Annotated in this window: 15 protein-coding genes and 1 rRNA gene; 14 read left to right on the forward strand and 2 right to left on the reverse strand. The window is 64.8% G+C overall.

All coding sequences use genetic code 11. The features are described from left to right. Positions 1-53 precede the first annotated feature (53 nt). Both EPD81_RS09260 and EPD81_RS09265 read right to left on the reverse strand, forming a co-directional pair. Positions 54-776, reverse strand: a complete 723-nt coding sequence (locus EPD81_RS09260) for an OmpA family protein (RefSeq protein ID WP_142805162.1) — start codon at positions 774-776, stop codon at positions 54-56. A 77-nt stretch (positions 777-853) separates the two neighbouring features. Beyond that, complete coding sequence (locus EPD81_RS09265) at positions 854-2,197, reverse strand: TRZ/ATZ family hydrolase (RefSeq protein ID WP_142805163.1); 1,344 nt, start codon at positions 2,195-2,197, stop codon at positions 854-856. Positions 2,198-2,274: 77 nt separating this feature from the next. Here EPD81_RS09265 and gyrA point away from each other — a divergent pair, with 77 nt between their 5' ends. The 14 genes from gyrA to EPD81_RS09335 form a co-directional block, all read left to right on the forward strand. After that, the gene (gene gyrA / locus EPD81_RS09270) at positions 2,275-4,857 is read left to right on the forward strand and encodes a DNA gyrase subunit A (protein WP_142805164.1); all 2,583 of its coding nucleotides are present in this window, start codon (positions 2,275-2,277) and stop codon (positions 4,855-4,857) included. Beyond that, positions 4,844-5,941, forward strand: coding sequence for a 3-phosphoserine/phosphohydroxythreonine transaminase (gene serC, locus EPD81_RS09275; RefSeq protein WP_142805165.1), 1,098 nt, complete (start codon positions 4,844-4,846; stop codon positions 5,939-5,941). Before gyrA ends, serC begins: the two co-directional genes overlap by 14 nt. Positions 5,942-5,957: 16 nt before the next feature. After that, positions 5,958-7,028 (forward strand): prephenate dehydratase, encoded by a 1,071-nt coding sequence (gene pheA, locus EPD81_RS09280; protein ID WP_142805166.1) that lies wholly within the window; start codon positions 5,958-5,960, stop codon positions 7,026-7,028. Between the two features lie 30 nt (positions 7,029-7,058). Then, complete coding sequence (gene hisC / locus EPD81_RS09285) at positions 7,059-8,159, forward strand: histidinol-phosphate transaminase (protein WP_142805167.1); 1,101 nt, start codon at positions 7,059-7,061, stop codon at positions 8,157-8,159. A 12-nt stretch (positions 8,160-8,171) separates the two neighbouring features. Continuing rightward, positions 8,172-9,071, forward strand: coding sequence for a prephenate dehydrogenase/arogenate dehydrogenase family protein (locus EPD81_RS09290; protein ID WP_142805168.1), 900 nt, complete (start codon positions 8,172-8,174; stop codon positions 9,069-9,071). Further along, a complete protein-coding gene (locus tag EPD81_RS09295) occupies positions 9,068-11,014 on the forward strand; it encodes a bifunctional 3-phosphoshikimate 1-carboxyvinyltransferase/cytidylate kinase (RefSeq protein ID WP_142805169.1) in 1,947 nt (648 codons plus the stop codon). Before EPD81_RS09290 ends, EPD81_RS09295 begins: the two co-directional genes overlap by 4 nt. Before the next feature lie 72 nt (positions 11,015-11,086). Continuing rightward, positions 11,087-12,808 carry a 30S ribosomal protein S1 gene (gene rpsA, locus EPD81_RS09300; protein ID WP_142805170.1) on the forward strand — a complete coding sequence of 574 codons (1,722 nt, stop codon included), beginning with the start codon at positions 11,087-11,089 and terminating at the stop codon, positions 12,806-12,808. 13 nt (positions 12,809-12,821) lie between these two features. Further along, positions 12,822-13,130, forward strand: coding sequence for an integration host factor subunit beta (locus EPD81_RS09305; RefSeq protein WP_142805171.1), 309 nt, complete (start codon positions 12,822-12,824; stop codon positions 13,128-13,130). A gap of 265 nt (positions 13,131-13,395) precedes the next feature. Then, positions 13,396-13,680 (forward strand): lipopolysaccharide assembly LapA domain-containing protein, encoded by a 285-nt coding sequence (locus EPD81_RS09310; protein WP_142805172.1) that lies wholly within the window; start codon positions 13,396-13,398, stop codon positions 13,678-13,680. Further along, complete coding sequence (locus tag EPD81_RS09315) at positions 13,677-14,861, forward strand: lipopolysaccharide assembly protein LapB (protein ID WP_142805173.1); 1,185 nt, start codon at positions 13,677-13,679, stop codon at positions 14,859-14,861. The genes EPD81_RS09310 and EPD81_RS09315 overlap by 4 nt, the downstream gene beginning before the upstream one ends. A gap of 12 nt (positions 14,862-14,873) precedes the next feature. Further along, a complete protein-coding gene (cysM, locus tag EPD81_RS09320; RefSeq protein WP_142805174.1) occupies positions 14,874-15,761 on the forward strand; it encodes a cysteine synthase CysM in 888 nt (295 codons plus the stop codon). 2 nt (positions 15,762-15,763) lie between these two features. Beyond that, positions 15,764-16,552 (forward strand): 3'-5' exonuclease, encoded by a 789-nt coding sequence (locus tag EPD81_RS09325; protein WP_142805175.1) that lies wholly within the window; start codon positions 15,764-15,766, stop codon positions 16,550-16,552. Positions 16,553-16,623: 71 nt separating this feature from the next. After that, positions 16,624-16,896, forward strand: a complete 273-nt coding sequence (locus tag EPD81_RS09330; protein WP_142805176.1) for a hypothetical protein — start codon at positions 16,624-16,626, stop codon at positions 16,894-16,896. Between the two features lie 202 nt (positions 16,897-17,098). After that, positions 17,099-17,211, forward strand: a 16S ribosomal RNA gene (locus tag EPD81_RS09335); the annotation flags it as partial.

The raw sequence follows: 17,211 nt of genomic DNA on the forward strand, positions 1-17,211 counted from the left end.
CAAAGAAAAACCCCGCCAGGGCGGGGTTTTCCGCAGACCTCGGACGACCAGGATTACTTGTCGGTACCGATGACTTGGATTTCGACGCGACGGTCGGGTTGCAGGCAGTCGATGAGTTTCTTGTTGTTCCGGTTTTCCGGACCCATGTTCTTGCACTTGTCACCGGTGACGGGCATCGTCTCGCCTTTGCCTTCGGTGTAGATGCGATTGGCCGGGACGCCTTTACTGGTCAGATACGCTTTGACGGCGTCGGCACGGCGCTCGGAGAGTTTCTGGTTGTAGGCGTCGCGGCCGATGCGGTCGGCGTGGCCCACGGCGAGGATGACTTCGACGTTGTACTTACCGAGCTGGGCGACGACTTCGTCGAGCTTGGCTTTGCCTTCGGGGCGAAGCGTGGCTTTGTCGAAATCGAACAGCGTGTCGGTGGAAATCTTCACTTTCTGTTCGGCCGGCTTGGGCGCGGGGCGCGGCGCAGCTGCGGCAACCGGCTTGGGCGGCTCGCATTTCTCTTTGGCGATCAGGTCGGGATCGCAGCTGCAGGCAAGCGGCTTGCCATTGGCGTCTTTGGCCTGCTCGGCGGCCGCCGGCGACCAGCTGGCGCCCGCGCGGACGCAGGCACCTGCGCCACTCGTGACGACGACGTTGCGGGAATCGGTGACATAGGGAACGACGCCTTTCGGATCGACCACGACGTCGGCGGACATCGCACTCATGGAAAACCCGATCGTCCCAAGGACGACGGCGAGGAGCTTGAAGCGGGTGTTTTTGGTGGTCATGGTAGCATCCTTTCTTGGGAAAACGGTTGGGACAAGGTCTAGGATCGTATCCTTGGATTCATTATACAAGCACTTTTTCAGCGGATTTGCAACTGGATTCGTTGCCGCCAGTTTTGCGCCAGAGCGGACAAAGGTCTGTTGTTTTCCTGCAACAGCAAGATTTTTCCGGAGATACGACGGCGTCCGGCGACCCAGACGTCGCTGACGTGCTCGCGTCCGGCGACGAAGACGAGGTGCGAGCAGGGGTCATAACAGGGCTGGGTTTCGACGGCATCGAGGGCGACGGCGACGAGGTCGGCGGCCTTGCCCGGGCGGATCGAGCCGAGGCGATGTTCCAGCCCGAGGGCGCGGGCGGCGCCGATCGTGGCGAGTTCCAAGATTTGCATGGCTGGCAGCACGTCGGCACGCCCCTGGCCGACCTTGGCGAGCAAGGCCGCGTGGCGCATCTCCTGAAAGAGGTCGAGCCGGTTGTTGCTCGCCGCCCCGTCGGTGCCCAGGCCGACGGGGATACCGGCATCGAGCCACCGGGGTACGGCGGCGATGCCGCTGGCGAGTTTCATGTTGGAGGTGGGGCAGTGCACGAGGGCGGCGCCGCGCTCGGCTAGCAGCGCGATTTCGCTTTCGGTGAGGTGTGCGGCGTGCACGCCGATGAGCCCCGGCCCCAGGAGGCCCATGTGATCGAGCCGCTGCAGGGGCGTTTCTCCGTGGCGTGCCAGCGATTCTTCCCGCTCCTGTGCTGTCTCGAGCAAGTGGATTTGGACTGGCAGGTCGAGCTGGGCGGCGAGGGTGGCGATGCGCTCGAGGGTCTCGTCACTCACCGAATAGGGGGCGTGCGGCGCGAGCAGGAAGGAGACGAGCGGTTCATCGCGCCAGGCGTCGCGCACGGCGAGCCCTTTGGCGAGCGCCTCGTCGGCGTCGGCCGCGTACGGCGTGGGAAAATCGATGACGGTGATGCCGAGCACCGCCCGCACGCCCATGGTGGTGAAGGCCCGTGCGGCGGCCTCGGGATAGAAGTACATGTCGACGGCGGTGGTGATGCCGCCGCGCAGCATCTCGGCGGCGGCGAGCAACGTGCCGTCGTAGACGAATGCCTCGCTCATCAGAGCCGCCTCGCGCGGCCAGATCGCCTCTTCGAGCCAGCGGCGCAAGGGGAGATCGTCGCCAATGCCACGCAGCAGGGTCATGGCCGCGTGCGTGTGGGCGTTGATGAGGCCGGGCAGCAACACGTGATCGGGCAGTTCGACGCGCTCGCGCGGCCGCCAGCGCCGCTCCAATTCCTCGGTCGGCCCGACGTCGAGGATCGTCTCGCCGCGGATCGCGACGGCGTGGCCGGTTAGCAGCGCACCGGCCGGCTCCATCGGCAGGAGCCAGCGGGGGATGATGAGGGCGTCGGCGGGCTGGAGGGCGATCGATTCGGGCATCGGCGGGCTCCCGGAAAGGGTGTGGACGGCGTGATAAAATAGCGAATTCTACGGATTTGTACGGCGGTTTTTGCTCCATGGATTCCTTCGCCCGCGAAACCCTGCCCGTGCCGCTCGAAGAGGAGATGCGGCGCTCCTATCTCGACTATGCCATGAGCGTCATCGTTGGCCGGGCGCTGCCCGACGTGCGCGATGGTCTCAAGCCCGTGCATCGGCGGGTGCTCTATGCCATGCATGAGCTGGGCAACGACTGGAACAAGCCCTACAAGAAGTCGGCGCGCATCGTCGGTGACGTGATCGGTAAATACCACCCGCACGGCGATACGGCCGTCTACGACACCATCGTGCGCATGGCGCAGGATTTTTCCCTGCGCTATCCCCTCATCGACGGTCAGGGCAACTTCGGCTCCGTCGACGGCGACAGCCCCGCCGCCATGCGTTACACCGAGATCCGCATGTCGCGCATCGGGCACGAGATGCTGGTCGACATCGACAAGGAGACCGTCGATTTCGGTCCGAACTACGACGGCAGCGAGCGTGAGCCGCTGGTGCTGCCTTCCCGCATTCCCAATCTCCTCATCAACGGTTCGAGCGGCATCGCGGTGGGCATGGCCACCAACATCCCGCCGCACAATCTCGGCGAGGTGATTCGGGCGTGCCTGGCGTTGCTGGAAAACCCCGAACTTTCCGACGACGATCTGATGCAGTACGTGCCGGCGCCGGATTTTCCGACGGCCGGGCTCATCGTCGGGCTCGAGGGCGTGCGCGAGGGCTACCGCACGGGGCGGGGCCGCGTGGTGATGCGGGCGCGTACCCATTTCGAGGAAATCGGCCGCGGCGACCGGCAGGCGATCATCGTCGACGAGCTGCCGTATCAGGTCAACAAGAAGACGCTGCTCGAACGCATCGCCGAGCTCGTCAATGAGAAGCGCATCGAGGGTATCAGCGAGATCCGCGACGAATCGGACAAGTCCGGCATGCGCGTGGTCATCGAATTGAAGCGCGGCGAGCATCCCGAGGTGATCCTCAATCAGCTCTTCAAGCACACGCAGATGCAGGACACCTTCGGCATGAACCTGGTGGCGCTCGTCGATGGACGGCCGCAGACGCTCACGCTCAAGGAGCTCGTCGGCCATTTCCTGGCGCACCGGCGCGAGGTGGTGACGCGGCGCACCGTCTTCGAGCTGCGCAAGGCGCGCGAACGGGGGCACATCCTCGAAGGCTTGGCGGTGGCGCTTTCCAACGTCGATGAGATCGTCGCGCTCATCAAGGCCTCGCCCACGCCGGCTGCCGCCAAAGAGGCGCTGCTCGCGCGGCGCTGGCATTCACCGGTGGTGGCCGAGCTGGTGGCGCGTGCGGGCGAAGGCGCGGCGAAGTTTCGTCCGGAAGGGCTGGAGGCCGACGTCGGTTGGTCGAGCGAGGGCTATCGTCTGTCGGAAGCGCAGGCGCAGGCGATCCTGGATCTGCGGCTGCAGCGCCTCACGGGGCTCGAGCAGGACAAGATCGTGCAGGAGTACCGCGAGGTGATCGAGCGCATCGCCGATCTGCTCGACATCCTCGCCAAGCCCGAGCGCGTCTCGGCCATCATCGGCGAGGAGCTGCGTGCGATCGCCGCACAGTACGCCGATCCGCGCCGCAGCGAGCTCGTGCTGGAAGCCGACGAGATCCGGCTGGAGGATCTGGTGGCGCCGCAGGACATGGTGGTGACCCTGTCGCATGCCGGTTATGTCAAACGCCAGCCGCTCGACGACTACCGGGCGCAGCGCCGCGGCGGGCGGGGCAAGCAGGCGGCTTCGGTCAAGGAGGAAGATTTCCTCGAGCAGGTATTCGTGGCCAACACCCACGATTGGCTATTGTGCTTCTCCAGTCGCGGGCGAGTCTACTGGTTGCGCGTCTTCGAACTGCCCGAGGGCGCTCGCGGGGCGCGCGGCAAGCCCATCGTCAACCTCGTGCCCATGGGGCCGGACGAGCGTATCCAGGCAGTGCTGCCGGTGCGCGAATTCGACGATGCGCACTACGTCTTCTTCGCCACCGCTTCGGGCGTGGTGAAGAAGACGGCGTTGTCGGCCTTTGCCAATCCGCGCAAGGCCGGCATCGTGGCGCTGTCGCTCGGGGATGACGACCGCCTGATCGGCGTGGATCTCACCGACGGCAGCTGCGACGTGATGCTCTTTTCCGACGCGGGCAAGGCGGTGCGTTTCGCCGAGGACGACGTGCGTCCCATGGGGCGCGAGGCGCGAGGCGTGCGCGGCATGGCGCTCGAAGACGGCCAGCAGGTGGTGTCGATGCTGGTGGTGCGCGACGAGTCGGGTTCGGTGCTCACGGCTACCGAGGCGGGCTACGGCAAGCGGACGCCGGTGGCCGAATTTACGCGCCACGGGCGTGGCACCAAGGGGATGATCGCCATCCAGACCAGCCGTCGCAACGGCCGGCTCGTGGCCGCCTGCCTGGTGCAACCGGGCGACGAGATCATCCTCATCTCGCAAAGCGGGGTGCTCATCCGCACTTCGGTCGACGACATCCGCGAGATGGGGCGCTCGACGCAAGGGGTGACGCTGATGGCCTTGGACGACGGCGATCGCCTGGTGACGGTGGTGAAAGTGGCGCGCACGCCGGTGGTCGGGGACGAGGGTGCAGAGGCGGACGATGCGGGTGTTTAACTTCAGCGCCGGGCCGGCGATGCTGCCGGAGCCGGTCTTGCGTACGGTACGAAAAGAGCTGCTCGATTGGCACGGGATCGGCTCGAGCATCATCGAGGTGAGCCATCGCGGCAAGCACTTCTCGGAGGTGATCGCGCGGGCGGAGGCCGATCTCAGGAAGCTGCTCTCCATTCCCGAGGATTACGCCGTGCTCTTCCTGCAGGGAGGGGCGACGCTGCAGTTCTCCGCCATTCCCATGAACCTGCTCGGCGGCGGCTCGGCCGATTACGTCGTCACCGGCGCCTGGTCGCAGAAAGCGTTCGTGGAGGCGCAGCGCATCGCGCCCGTGCTCGGCGGCCGGGTCCGTCTGGCCGGCTCCACCGAGGAAAGCGGCTTCACCCGCGCGCCGCGCCCCGAGGAGCTTTCGCTCGATCCCGAGGCGCGCTACGTGCATGTATGCACCAACGAGACGATCCACGGCGTGGAGTGGCTGGAGCTCGAGGCGTTGGAAGCCTCTGGCGTGCCCATCGTCGCCGACATGTCCTCGCATCTGCTGTCGCGCCCGATCGACGTGCGCCGCTTCGGCCTCATCTATGCCGGGGCGCAGAAAAACATCGGCCCGGCGGGGCTGACGCTCGTGATCGTGCGCCGCGATCTCATGGCCTCGCCCTGGGAGGGCACCCCGCCGGTGCTGCGCTACGACCGCATGGCCGAGAACGGCTCGATGCTCAATACGCCGCCCACTTTTGCCATCTATGTGGCCGGTCTCGTGTTCCAGTGGCTCGAATCGCTCGGCGGCTTGGCGGCGATGGCGCAGCGCAACGAAGCCAAGGCGCGTCTGCTCTACGAGTGCATCGATGCCACGCCCTTTTACCGCAATGCCGTCGAGCCGCGCTGGCGCAGCTGGATGAACGTGCCGTTTCGCCTCGCCGACGAGTCGTTGAACGAGCGCTTTCTGCAGGAGGCCGAGGCCGCCGGGCTCAAGTACCTCAAAGGGCACAAGATGGTGGGCGGGATGCGGGCGTCGATCTACAACGCCATGCCGCGCGAGGGGGTGGAGGCGCTCGCCGCTTTCATGGACGACTTCGCCGCGCGGTACGTCTGAGAAAAAAGGGGGGGAGATGGACGAGTCGGAACTCTTGGCGTTGCGTCGGCGCATCGACGCCATCGACGAGGAGATCCTCAACCTGCTTGCGGAGCGCGGGCGCTGTGCGCGGCGCGTGGGCGAGCTCAAGCAGGGTGCGCTCTACCGCCCCGAGCGCGAGGCGCAGGTGTTGCGCCGTATCGCCTCGCTCAATCCGGGGCCGCTGCCCGAGAGCGCGGTGCGCACGATCTTTCGCGAAATCATGTCGGCCTGCCTCGCGCTCGAGCAGCCGCTCAAGGTCGCCTATCTCGGTCCGGCCGGAACCTTCTCCGAGGCGGCGGCGCGCAAGCATTTCGGCAGCGCGCCGCAGTTCCTGCCGCTCGCCTCGATCGACGAGGTCTTCCGCGAAACCGAGGCGGGTAACATCGACTACGGGGTGGTGCCCATCGAGAACTCGGTCGAGGGCATGGTCGGCGTCACGCACGATCTGCTCCTGCTGCATCCGCTGCAGATCTGCGGCGAGGTGATGTTGCGCATCCATCAGCACCTCATGTCGCTCGCTCCGAGCCTCGCAGCGGTCAAGCGCGTCTATTCCCACGCCCAGTCACTCGCACAGTGCCACGAATGGCTCGCGCGACACTTGCCCGATGTCCCCTACGTGCCGGTGGCGAGCAATGCCGAAGCGGCGCGGCTCGCCGCACAGGATCCGGACGCGGCGGCCATCGCTGGCGAGGCGGCGGCCGAGCGCTATGGGCTTACGGTGCTCGCGGCCAACATCGAGGACGACCCGAACAACACCACGCGCTTCCTCGTCATCGCCAAGCACGATGCTGCCGGCCCTTCGGGGCGGGACAAAACCTCGCTCGTGTGCTCCACGCCGAACAAGCCTGGTGCCATGCACCGCCTGCTCGAGCCTTTGGCGCAGTATGGCGTGAGTATGACCAAGCTGCAATCACGCCCCGCCAAGAGCGGTTTGTGGGAGTACGTCTTCTACATCGACCTGGAGGGACATCGGCTCGACGAGCCGGTTCGCCAGGCGCTCGCGGCGCTCGAGGAACGCGCGACCTTCCTCAAGCTGCTCGGTTCCTATCCGGCCGCGGCGTGGTGACTGTGGGTAACGATGCGAGGAGGAGAAGAGATGCGCGTCATCGATCACGTTCCGGCGGCGATCCGCTCGCTCGCCCCTTATCAACCGGGTAAGCCCATCGAGGAACTCGCCCGCGAGCGCGGTCTGCGGGAGACCGACATCGTCAAGCTCGCTTCGAACGAGAATCCGCTCGGCATGAGTCCGAAAGCGCGGGCCACCTTGGATGCGACGGCGGCCGAAGGAGCCCGTTATCCCGACGGCAATGGTTTCGTGCTCAAGGAGGCGATCGCGCGCAAGTTCGGCGTCGCGCCCGAACGTCTGGTGCTCGGCAACGGTTCGAACGACGTGCTGGAACTGGCTGCGCGCATCGTACTGCAGCCGGGCGCCGAGGCGGTGTATTCCCAATACGCCTTCGCGGTCTATCCGCTGGTGACGCAGGCGCTGGGCGCCCGGCCGGTCGAGGTGCCCGCCAAGGACTACGGGCACGACCTCGAGGCGATGCTCGGGGCGATCACGCCGCGCACGCGCATCGTCTTCCTTGCCAATCCGAACAATCCCACCGGCACCTTCGTGCCCGGCGAGGCGCTGGAATCCTTCCTTGCGCGGGTGCCCGAGGACGTGCTGGTGGTGCTCGACGAAGCCTACGGCGAATACCTCGATCCCACCGAACGCTACGAATCCCTCGCGTGGGTCGATCGCTTTCCCAACCTGCTCGTGTGCCGGACGTTTTCCAAAATCTATGGGCTCGCCTCGCTGCGTGTGGGCTACGGCGTGGCGCGCCCCGAACTCGTCGATGTGATCAACCGCATCCGGCAGCCTTTCAACGTCAACGCCTTCGCGCTCGCGGCGGCGGCGGCCGCCCTTGAGGATGAGGCGTTCGTCGCGCGCAGCGCCGAGCTCAACCGCCAGGGGCTGCTGCAGCTCTACGAAGGATTCGCGCGGCTGGGTCTGCGTTGGGTGCCTTCGCGCGGCAACTTCGTGATGGTGCACGTGGGCGACGCGGGTGCGGTGAACGAGGCGCTGCTCGATCGCGGCGTGATCGTGCGTCCGATCGCCGGCTATGGCCTGCCCGAATGGCTGCGCGTCACCGTGGGTCTGCCCGAAGAGAATGCCCGCTTCCTCGAAGCGCTCGCCGACATCCTTTGCATCTGAAAGGGGGCTTTCATGAAGACGAAACCGGTGGGACGGCTGGTCGTGTGCGGTGTCGGGCTCATCGGCGGTTCCTTCGCCCTGGCGCTCAAGGCGGCCGGCATGGTGCGCGAAGTGGTGGGCATCGGTCGTTCGCGGGTTTCACTCGAACGGGCGCTCGCCTTGGGCGTGATCGATCGAATCGCCGCAGACTGGGGCGATGCGCTCGCCGGGGCAGAAGTCGTGCTGCTCGCCATGCCGGTGGGTCAGACGGAAGCGGTGGTCAAAGCCATGGCGCCACATCTGGCGCCGGGCACCCTCGTCACCGATGCGGGCAGTACCAAGCGCAACGTGATCGAAGCTTTTTACCTGCACTTGGAGCCACACCTGGCGCATACCGTACCGGGGCATCCCATCGCCGGTGCGGAGAAGAGCGGCTGCGAGGCGGCCGATGCGACGCTCTTCCGCGACCGTAAAGTGGTGCTCACGCCGCTGCCGGAGAACGAGCCTGGCAGCGTGCTGCGGGTGGCGCAGCTCTGGCAGGCCTGTGGTGCGCTCATTCGCGAGATGTCACCGCAGGAGCACGACCGGGTCTTCGCCGCCGTGAGTCATCTGCCGCACGTGCTCGCCTATGCGCTGGTGCACGACCTCGCCGAGCGTGCGAATGCCGAGCAACTCTTCGAGTATGCCGCCGGGGGGTTTCGCGATTTCACCCGCATCGCCGCGAGCCACCCAGAGATGTGGCGTGACATCTGCCTCGTCAATCGCCAGGCGATCCTGGCCGAGCTCGACCAGTATCTCTCCGAACTTGCCTTCATCCGCGCGCTCTTGCTCTCGGCCAACGGCCCGGGTCTGGAGGATGTCTTCGCCAAGGCGCGCGCGGCCCGCATGGCCTGGGGCGAACGCTACGCTAACGGAGGAGGATCGGACGAATGAGCGGGTTTCTCGATCTGCCGCCCCTACTGCACGCCCGGGGCGGGGTGCGGCTGCCGGGCAGCAAGAGCATCTCCAACCGCGTGCTGCTGCTCGCGGCGCTCGCCGAGGGCGACACCCACATCCGCGATCTGCTGCACTCCGACGACGTCGCGCGCATGCTCGAGGCGCTCGAGGCGCTGGGCGTGCGCTGGGAGCGCACCGGCGAGCAGGACTACGTGGTCCATGGCACGGGTGGCGCCCCCTTTCCGGTGCGCGAGGCCGAGCTCTTTCTGGGCAATGCGGGTACGGCGTTCCGGCCGCTCACCGCCGTGCTCGCCTTGATGGGCGGGGAATACCGCTTGCGCGGGGTACCGCGCATGCACGAGCGGCCCATCGGCGATCTGGTCGAGGCCTTGCGTCAACTGGGGGCGCGTATCGAGTACCTGGAAAACGACGGCTATCCGCCGCTCGCGATCCACTCACCCGCGCCTACTTCCGTCGAGACCGTCCGTATCCGGGGCGACGTCTCCAGTCAATTCCTCTCGGCGCTGCTCATGGCGCTGCCCCTGCTCGGCCGGCCGATCACCGTCGAGGTCGTGGGGGAGCTCATTTCCCGCCCCTACGTGGCCCTCACGCTCGCGCTGATGGCGCGCTTCGGGGTGGAACTCGCCGAACGCGACCAGCGGTTCCACTACGATGGCCGGGCGCGCTACCGCTCGCCAGGGGAAATCTACGTCGAAGGGGATGCTTCTTCCGCGTCTTATTTCCTCGCCGCCGGAGCCTTGGGGGGAGGACCGGTGCGCGTCGAGGGCGTGGGTCGAGCGAGCCTGCAGGGCGACGTGCGCTTCGCCGAGGCCCTGGAGGCGCTCGGCGTCCGCATCAGTATGGGGGACAACTGGATCGAGGCCTGTGCCCCTGCAAACGGCCGGCTGCAGGCGTTCGATCTCGATCTCAACCACATTCCGGATGCGGCCATGACGCTGGCGGTCGTGGCGCTCTTTTGCGAGGGGCCCTCGCGCCTGCGCCGCATCGGCAGTTGGCGAGTGAAAGAGACCGATCGCATCGCCGCCATGGCCACCGAGTTGCGCAAGCTCGGTGCCTCGGTCGAAGAGGGGCCGGATTTTCTCGTCATCACCCCGCCCGAGCGGCTACGGCCGGCGGCGATCGCCACCTACGACGATCATCGCATGGCGATGTGTTTTTCGCTCGCCGCTTTCGGCGACATCTACGTACGCATCCTCGATCCCGAGTGTGTCAACAAGACTTTCCCTCAGTATTGGCAGGCATACCGCTCGGTCGTGCGGCCGGTGCCCGTGGTGGCGATCGACGGTCCGACGGCAAGCGGCAAGGGCACCGTGGCGGCGCGCCTGGCCGAACGGCTCGGTTGGCACTATCTCGACAGCGGCGCCCTCTACCGACTGGTGGCGCTGGCGGCGCTGCGCCGCGGGGTGCCCGCCGAGGAGGTTGCGATGCTCGCGCGGCTCGCGCGCGAACTGGAGGTGCGCTTCGCCGGCGATCGCATCTTTCTTGCCGGTGAAGACGTGACCGAGGCCATTCGGACGGAAGAGGTCTCCGCTGCCGCTTCGCGCATCGCCGTGCACGGCGACGTGCGCGAGGCGCTGCTCGAGCGTCAGCGGGCCTTCCGCCGCCGCCCGGGGCTAGTAGCCGAGGGGCGCGACATGGGCTCGGTCGTCTTTCCCGATGCCGAGCTCAAGGTCTTTCTCACCGCTTCCGTCGAGGTGCGCGCCGAGCGACGCTTCAAGCAGTTGATCGACAAGGGAATGTCTGCTAACATTGAAAGATTGCGCGAAGAGCTCGAGGCACGCGACCTGCGCGACCGGGAACGTGCCATCGCTCCTTTGCAGCAATGCCCCGACGCTCTGCGGCTCGATACGTCCCTCATGGGCGTGGAAGAGGCCGTGGAGGTCATTTTCGATTGGGTCCGGACACGTGGGCTCGCGTGATCCGGGAATGTTTATTCATACTTTTTGTCTTGCGTTTTTCCTGAGGGAGAAACGTCTTTGGAAACCGAACCGATGAACTCAACCGCCGTAGCCACTCAACCCACCGAAACCCAAGAAAGCTTCGCCGATCTCTTCGAGCAGAGTCTCGTGCTTCAGGAAATGACGCCGGGGCAGGTGATCACCGCCGAGGTCGTCGGCATCGACGACAACTTCGTGATCGTCAATGCCGGCCTGAAATCCGAGAGTTACATCCCCAAAGAAGAATTCATGAACGACCGCGGCGAGCTCGAAGTCAAGGTCGGCGACTTCGTGCACGTGGCGATCGAGGCCCTCGAAGACGGCTACGGCGAAACGCGTCTGTCGCGCGAGAAAGCCAAGCGCCTGGAGGCGTGGAACGAACTCGAACAGGCCTTCGAAGAAGGCCGTATCGTCAAGGGCGTGGTCACCGGCCGCGTCAAGGGCGGCCTCACGGTCATGCTCAACGGGCTGCGCGCCTTCCTGCCCGGCTCCCTGGTCGACATTCGTCCGATGAAGGACACCACCCCGATCGAGGGCAAAGAGCTCGAGTTCAAGGTCATCAAGATCGATCGTAAGCGCAACAACATCGTCGTGTCGCGCCGCGCCGTGCTCGAAGAGACCATGGGCGAGGATCGCGAAAAACTCCTCGAGTCCCTGCAAGAGGGCTCCATCGTCAAAGGCGTGGTCAAGAACATCACCGATTACGGTGCTTTCGTCGACCTGGGCGGCATCGACGGGCTGCTGCACATCACCGATCTCGCTTGGCGGCGCGTCCGTCATCCCTCCGAAGTCGTCAATGTGGGCGACGAGGTCGAGGCCAAAGTACTCAAGTTCGACCGCGAGAAGATGCGCGTCTCCCTGGGTCTCAAGCAACTCGGCGAGGATCCCTGGGTTGGCATTTCCCGCCGCTATCCCGCCGGCACGCGCCTCTTCGGCAAGGTCACGAACCTCACCGACTACGGCGCCTTCGTCGAGATCGAGCCGGGCATCGAGGGTCTGGTGCACGTCTCCGAGATGGACTGGACCAACAAGAACATCCATCCGAGCAAGGTCGTGCAGGTCGGCGACGAAGTCGAAGTGATGATTCTCGAGATCGACGAAGATCGTCGTCGCATTTCGCTCGGCATGAAACAGTGCCAGCCCAACCCCTGGGAAGAGTTCGCTCAGAACCACAAGAAAGGCGACAAGGTTCGCGGCCAGATCAAGTCGATCACCGACTTCGGCGTTTTCATCGGCCTGGATGGCGGCATCGATGGCCTGGTGCACCTCTCCGACCTCTCTTGGACCGAGCCGGGCGAGACGGCCGTGCGCCGCTACAAGAAAGGCGACGAAGTGGAGGCCGTCGTGCTCGCCGTCGACGTCGAGCGCGAGCGCATTTCGCTCGGTATCAAGCAGCTCGAGGGCGACCCGTTCACCAACTACATCGCCACGCACGAGAAAGGCTCCGTGGTCACCGGAACCGTCAAGTCGGTCGAGCCGAAAGGGGCCGTGATTCAGCTCGACGACGAGGTCGAAGGCTATCTGCGCGCCTCCGAAGCGGCGGCTCACCGCGTCGACGATCTCACCCAGCTCCTGCACGAAGGGCAGCAGGTGGAAGTGGTCATCATCAACGTCGATCGCAAGAACCGCAGCATCAACCTGTCGATCCGAGCGAAGGAGCAGGCCGAGCAGGCCGAGGCGCTCAATCGGCTGGCGGGTGAAGGTGCCTCCGCCAGTGGCACGACTAGCCTCGGTGCGTTGCTCAAAGCCAAACTCAACGAACAGAAACAGTCGTGAGTGACCTGCGGCCATGACCCGTTCCGAACTGATCGAACGGCTGGCCGCGCGCTTTTCGCAGCTGCCGCCGAAAGACGTAGAAATCGCGGTCAAGATGATCTTGCAGGCAATGAGCGAGACGCTCGTTGCCAACGGGCGCATCGAAATCCGTGGTTTTGGTAGCTTTACGCTCACGTACCGTCCTCCGCGTATGGGGCGCAATCCGAAAACCGGTTTGCCCGTGCCGGTTCCTGGGAAGTACGTTCCGCATTTCAAGGCGGGCAAAGAGCTGCGCGAGCGCGTGGATCGGCACAAGGAGCCAGAGCCGGCGGCAGTGTGTTGAGGGTGCCTGCGAATCACCTGCCGCGTGGCCCCCATGGCGGCGGCTTCTGGTACTCGGGTGCTCGTCAGTCATTCGATATGCCGTGCCTCCTGATCTTTGGTCGCATCGTCCTTCAGTCGCTCGCGGCGGCTTTTGAAGCCCCTGCGAGCGCTCGGCGCTCGTCCCGATGGAAGTGGCCCTCGCGGGCCGCTTCTTTTTTTTCGTTTGGCTTGGGATAATCGTACGGTGCGGAACGCAGAGTTCCGCCAACCCATGGGGAAAAGAGATGCGGATCTTTGTCTGGGTGCTCCGGCTCGTCATCTTTGCCGTGCTCGTCGCTTTTGCGGCACAAAATCATGTGCCGGTGACGCTGAAGTGGTTTGGTCAAGAATGGCAGGCCCCGCTCGCCGTCGTCCTGCTCGCGACGGCCCTGGTGGGGATCCTGCTCGGTCTGAGCTTCACGGTCGGCACCCTCGTGCGCCAGAGATGGACGCTGTCGCGTCTGCGTCGCCGGCTCGAAGCGACGGAGCGTGTGAGCGAATCCTCTGATCGTACGCTTCCCCCCGTATGAGCGAGCTCCAATTCTGGTGGTTGCTGCTCTTGCCCCTTTTCTTCGGCTTGGGGTGGGTGACTGCGCGTATCGACATGCGCCAAGTCGTGCGTGCCTCGAGTCGCCTGCCGCGCATCTATCTCACCGGTCTCAATCATCTCCTGCACGACGAACTCGACCAGGCGATCGAGGCCTTTCTCTCGGCGGCGAGGGAGAATCCGGCCACGCTGGAGTTACAGTTGGCGCTGGCGGTGCTTTTTCGCCGACGGGGAGAGTTCGATCGGGCGATTCGCATTCACCAGGAATTGCTCGCGCGCGAGGACCTGCCGGAAGATCGTCGCGGTGAGATTCTCGCCGAACTGGCGCTCGATTATCACAAGGCTGGTTTCTTCGACCGTGCCGAAGAGCTCTACGCGGCACTTCAACAGACCGCGCGCAAGTATTGGGCACTTGCCCAGCTGCTCGAGATTTATCAGGTCGAAAAGGATTGGCGCAAATGCATCGAGGTAGTAGAGCGTCTGGTGCGGGACGATAGTCCCGCCTGGCGAGTCCGACTCATCCATTACCACTGCGAACTCGCGGCGCTCGCGCTCACGGCCGAGCGCTGGGAAGAGGCCGCCAGACACATCGAGCAGGCACGCGCGCTCGATCGGCACGCCGTTCGCCCAATCCTGCTCGAAGGGGAACGGCATTTCCTACAGGGGCGGTTCGAGGTGGCATTCGAAGAATGGCTCACGCTCGAGCGCATCGCCATAGAGCATTTGCCGCTGGCGGCCGACCGGCTCATGGCGGTGGCCGAGCGCTGCGCCTGGCAGGTGAAACTCTTGCATCGTATGCATCAATGGTTGCATCGGTATCCCCAGCTCGATTTGGTCGACCATTACGTGGAGTTCGAGTCACGTCATGGGGATGTGGCGCGCGCCCTGCGTCTGCTGCAATGGATGTTACGCCAGCAGCCCAGCCTCATCGTGCTCGACGAATACTTGCTCTTGGTGGCGCGGCAGGTCGAACCCGCCTGGGTCGCCGACGTCGAACACGTGCGCGAAGTGGTGCACGGTTACGTACAACGGCTGGCGCGCTACCGATGCGCCCAATGTGGTTTCAAGGCGCGGCGGCATCTGTGGCGCTGTCCTGCCTGTGGCCAATGGGAGACGTTCGGCCCGGCGCGCGTCATCGAGATCGACGCGATCGCCGGTCATTGAGAGGAAGGTGCGATGTTCGAGACGATAGAATCCTGGGTAGGGAAGACTCCGCTCGTGCGCTTGCAGCGTTTGGGTGCAGGGCGGAACAACGTCCTGCTCGCCAAGCTCGAGGGCAACAATCCCGCCGGTTCGGTGAAGGATCGTCCGGCACTGGCCATGATCCGCGGCGCCGAAGCCCGTGGCCAGATCAAGCCGGGCGATACGCTTATCGAGGCCACCAGCGGCAACACGGGCATCGCGCTCGCGATGGTGGCGGCGATCCGGGGCTATCGCCTGATTCTGGTGATGCCGGAAAACCAGAGCGTCGAGCGGCGCCAGATCATGAAAGCCTATGGGGCCGAACTCGTACTCACGCCCAAGAGTGGTGGGATGGAACTCGCCCGCGACGTCGCCGAACAGATGCAGCGTGAGGGCAAGGGGGTCATCCTCGACCAATTTTCCAATCCCGACAATCCCCGGGCGCACTATGAGAATACTGGCCCCGAGCTGTGGGAACAAACGGCAGGGCGTATCACCCATTTCGTCTCCAGCATGGGCACGACGGGCACCCTCATGGGCGTGGCGCGCTACCTCAAGGAAAGGAATCCTGCCATCGTCACCGTCGGCTGCCAGCCGGAAGAAGGGTCGCAGATTCCGGGTATCCGTAAGTGGCCGCCGGAATACCTGCCGCGGATCTATCGTCCGGAACTCGTCGATCGCATCGAGCCGATCTCCCAGGCCGAGGCTGAGGAAATGGCGCGGCGGCTGGCGCGTGAGGAAGGGATCTTCGCCGGCATCTCCTCGGGCGGGGCGCTGGCTGCGGCTCTACGTGTGGCCGCCGAGGTGCGCGATGCCGTCATTGTCTTCGTCGTGTGCGATCGCGGTGATCGTTATCTTTCCACCGGCGTTTTTCCTGCCTGACGATGAGCACGCCGACTCTGGCCTTCGATCTCGAGACGATTCCCGACGTGGCCGCGCTGCGGCTGCTCCACGAACTTCCGGAATCCCTACCGGACGACGAAGTGGTGGAATACGCCGCCCAGCGCCAGCGCGCCCGCAACGGCAGCGACTTTCTGCCGCATCACCTGCAGCGCATCGTGACGCTCGCCGGCGTGTGGGACAATGGGCGCGAGGTGAAGGTGTTTTCGCTGGCCGCGCCGGAGCTCGAAGAAGCCGAGATCCTGAGGCAGTTCTTCGTCGCCATCGACAAGAAGCGTCCCCAGCTCGTCACCTGGAACGGCGGCGGGTTCGACTTGCCGGTACTGCACTACCGCAGCCTATTGCACGGTGTGCAGGCGAGTACCTACTGGGAAGTCGGCGAGCGGGAGGCGGAATACCGCTACAACAACTACCTCGGGCGTTTTCACTGGCGCCATCTCGACCTGATGGACGTGCTCGCCGGCTATCAGAGCCGCGCCGCCGCGCCGCTCGATCAGATCGCGCGGCTGCTCGGTTTTCCCGGCAAGCTCGGCATGGACGGCGGACAGGTGTGGAGCGCTTGGTGTCGGGGCGAGGCCGCGGCGATTCGTGCCTATTGCGAGACCGATGCGGTCAATACCCATCTGGTTTTCCTGCGCTTCCAGTGGTTGCGCGGTAAGCTCGGCGCGGTGGGACTGAAGTCCGCACTCGAGCGGGTGCGCGAACATCTCGAAAAACTTCCCGGTGCACACTGGCGCGAATTCCTTGCGCAGTGGTCACCGGCCACCGATTGAACGTTTGGGTACCCGACGAACCGTCGCGAGCGGCTAAAAGGTCTGGTGGGGGCGTACAGGATGCGCGACCCATGCCGAAGATGGGCGAGCATGCAAGAGCCGTGCAACCCTGCCGTGCGGTGATTCGCGCACTCGATGGGCGCTTCGCGCACACTTCTCTGGCACTCATCGGGTACATCCCCGGCCATTTCATGAAAAACAATATGATTCGCGCTGCACGCGTGGTCGGGTTTGAGGGGTTTATTCGTTTGCTACACAAGAAACTTGTTTTTTGTGCTCAGAGCATCTATAATGCAAATCCACCTGCTGCGGCATACTGCACCGTGTGTACCGTGGCTTGGTAGGAAGGAAGTTGAGGAAGTGCGTTCGGACTGTTGACACGGGTCGTGAAGTAAGGAATAATGCTGGTTCTGCCGCGCCACTGAGGTGGTGTGGGGTTGGAAGAAGTTCTTTAAGAATTTGGGGACAGTCGAGCGGTGTGGGTGTTGGCGCGGGATGGGTGCGCTGGCACGCGCATCGCTAGATGCGTGCGAGGTTTTATGGATTGAACCTGAGAGTTTGATCCTGGCTCAGATTGAACGCTGGCGGCATGCCTTACACATGCAAGTCGAACGGCAGCGGGCCCTTCGGGGTGCCGGCGAGTGGCGAACGGGTGAGTA

This window comes from Tepidiphilus sp. J10, from assembly GCF_006980785.1.
Classification (GTDB): Bacteria; Pseudomonadota; Gammaproteobacteria; order Burkholderiales; family Rhodocyclaceae; genus Tepidiphilus; species Tepidiphilus olei.

Excerpts from the sequence above, each read along its gene's own strand:
- EPD81_RS09260 (WP_142805162.1), bottom strand. The coding sequence starts at position 776 with ATGACCACCAAAAACACCCGCTTCAAGCTCCTCGCCGTCGTCCTTGGG.
- EPD81_RS09265 (WP_142805163.1), bottom strand. The coding sequence starts at position 2,197 with ATGCCCGAATCGATCGCCCTCCAGCCCGCCGACGCCCTCATCATCCCC.
- gyrA (WP_142805164.1), top strand. The coding sequence starts at position 2,275 with ATGGATTCCTTCGCCCGCGAAACCCTGCCCGTGCCGCTCGAAGAGGAG.
- serC (WP_142805165.1), top strand. The coding sequence starts at position 4,844 with ATGCGGGTGTTTAACTTCAGCGCCGGGCCGGCGATGCTGCCGGAGCCG.
- pheA (WP_142805166.1), top strand. The coding sequence starts at position 5,958 with ATGGACGAGTCGGAACTCTTGGCGTTGCGTCGGCGCATCGACGCCATC.
- hisC (WP_142805167.1), top strand. The coding sequence starts at position 7,059 with ATGCGCGTCATCGATCACGTTCCGGCGGCGATCCGCTCGCTCGCCCCT.
- EPD81_RS09290 (WP_142805168.1), top strand. The coding sequence starts at position 8,172 with ATGAAGACGAAACCGGTGGGACGGCTGGTCGTGTGCGGTGTCGGGCTC.
- EPD81_RS09295 (WP_142805169.1), top strand. The coding sequence starts at position 9,068 with ATGAGCGGGTTTCTCGATCTGCCGCCCCTACTGCACGCCCGGGGCGGG.
- rpsA (WP_142805170.1), top strand. The coding sequence starts at position 11,087 with ATGAACTCAACCGCCGTAGCCACTCAACCCACCGAAACCCAAGAAAGC.
- EPD81_RS09305 (WP_142805171.1), top strand. The coding sequence starts at position 12,822 with ATGACCCGTTCCGAACTGATCGAACGGCTGGCCGCGCGCTTTTCGCAG.
- EPD81_RS09310 (WP_142805172.1), top strand. The coding sequence starts at position 13,396 with ATGCGGATCTTTGTCTGGGTGCTCCGGCTCGTCATCTTTGCCGTGCTC.
- EPD81_RS09315 (WP_142805173.1), top strand. The coding sequence starts at position 13,677 with ATGAGCGAGCTCCAATTCTGGTGGTTGCTGCTCTTGCCCCTTTTCTTC.
- cysM (WP_142805174.1), top strand. The coding sequence starts at position 14,874 with ATGTTCGAGACGATAGAATCCTGGGTAGGGAAGACTCCGCTCGTGCGC.
- EPD81_RS09325 (WP_142805175.1), top strand. The coding sequence starts at position 15,764 with ATGAGCACGCCGACTCTGGCCTTCGATCTCGAGACGATTCCCGACGTG.
- EPD81_RS09330 (WP_142805176.1), top strand. The coding sequence starts at position 16,624 with ATGCCGAAGATGGGCGAGCATGCAAGAGCCGTGCAACCCTGCCGTGCG.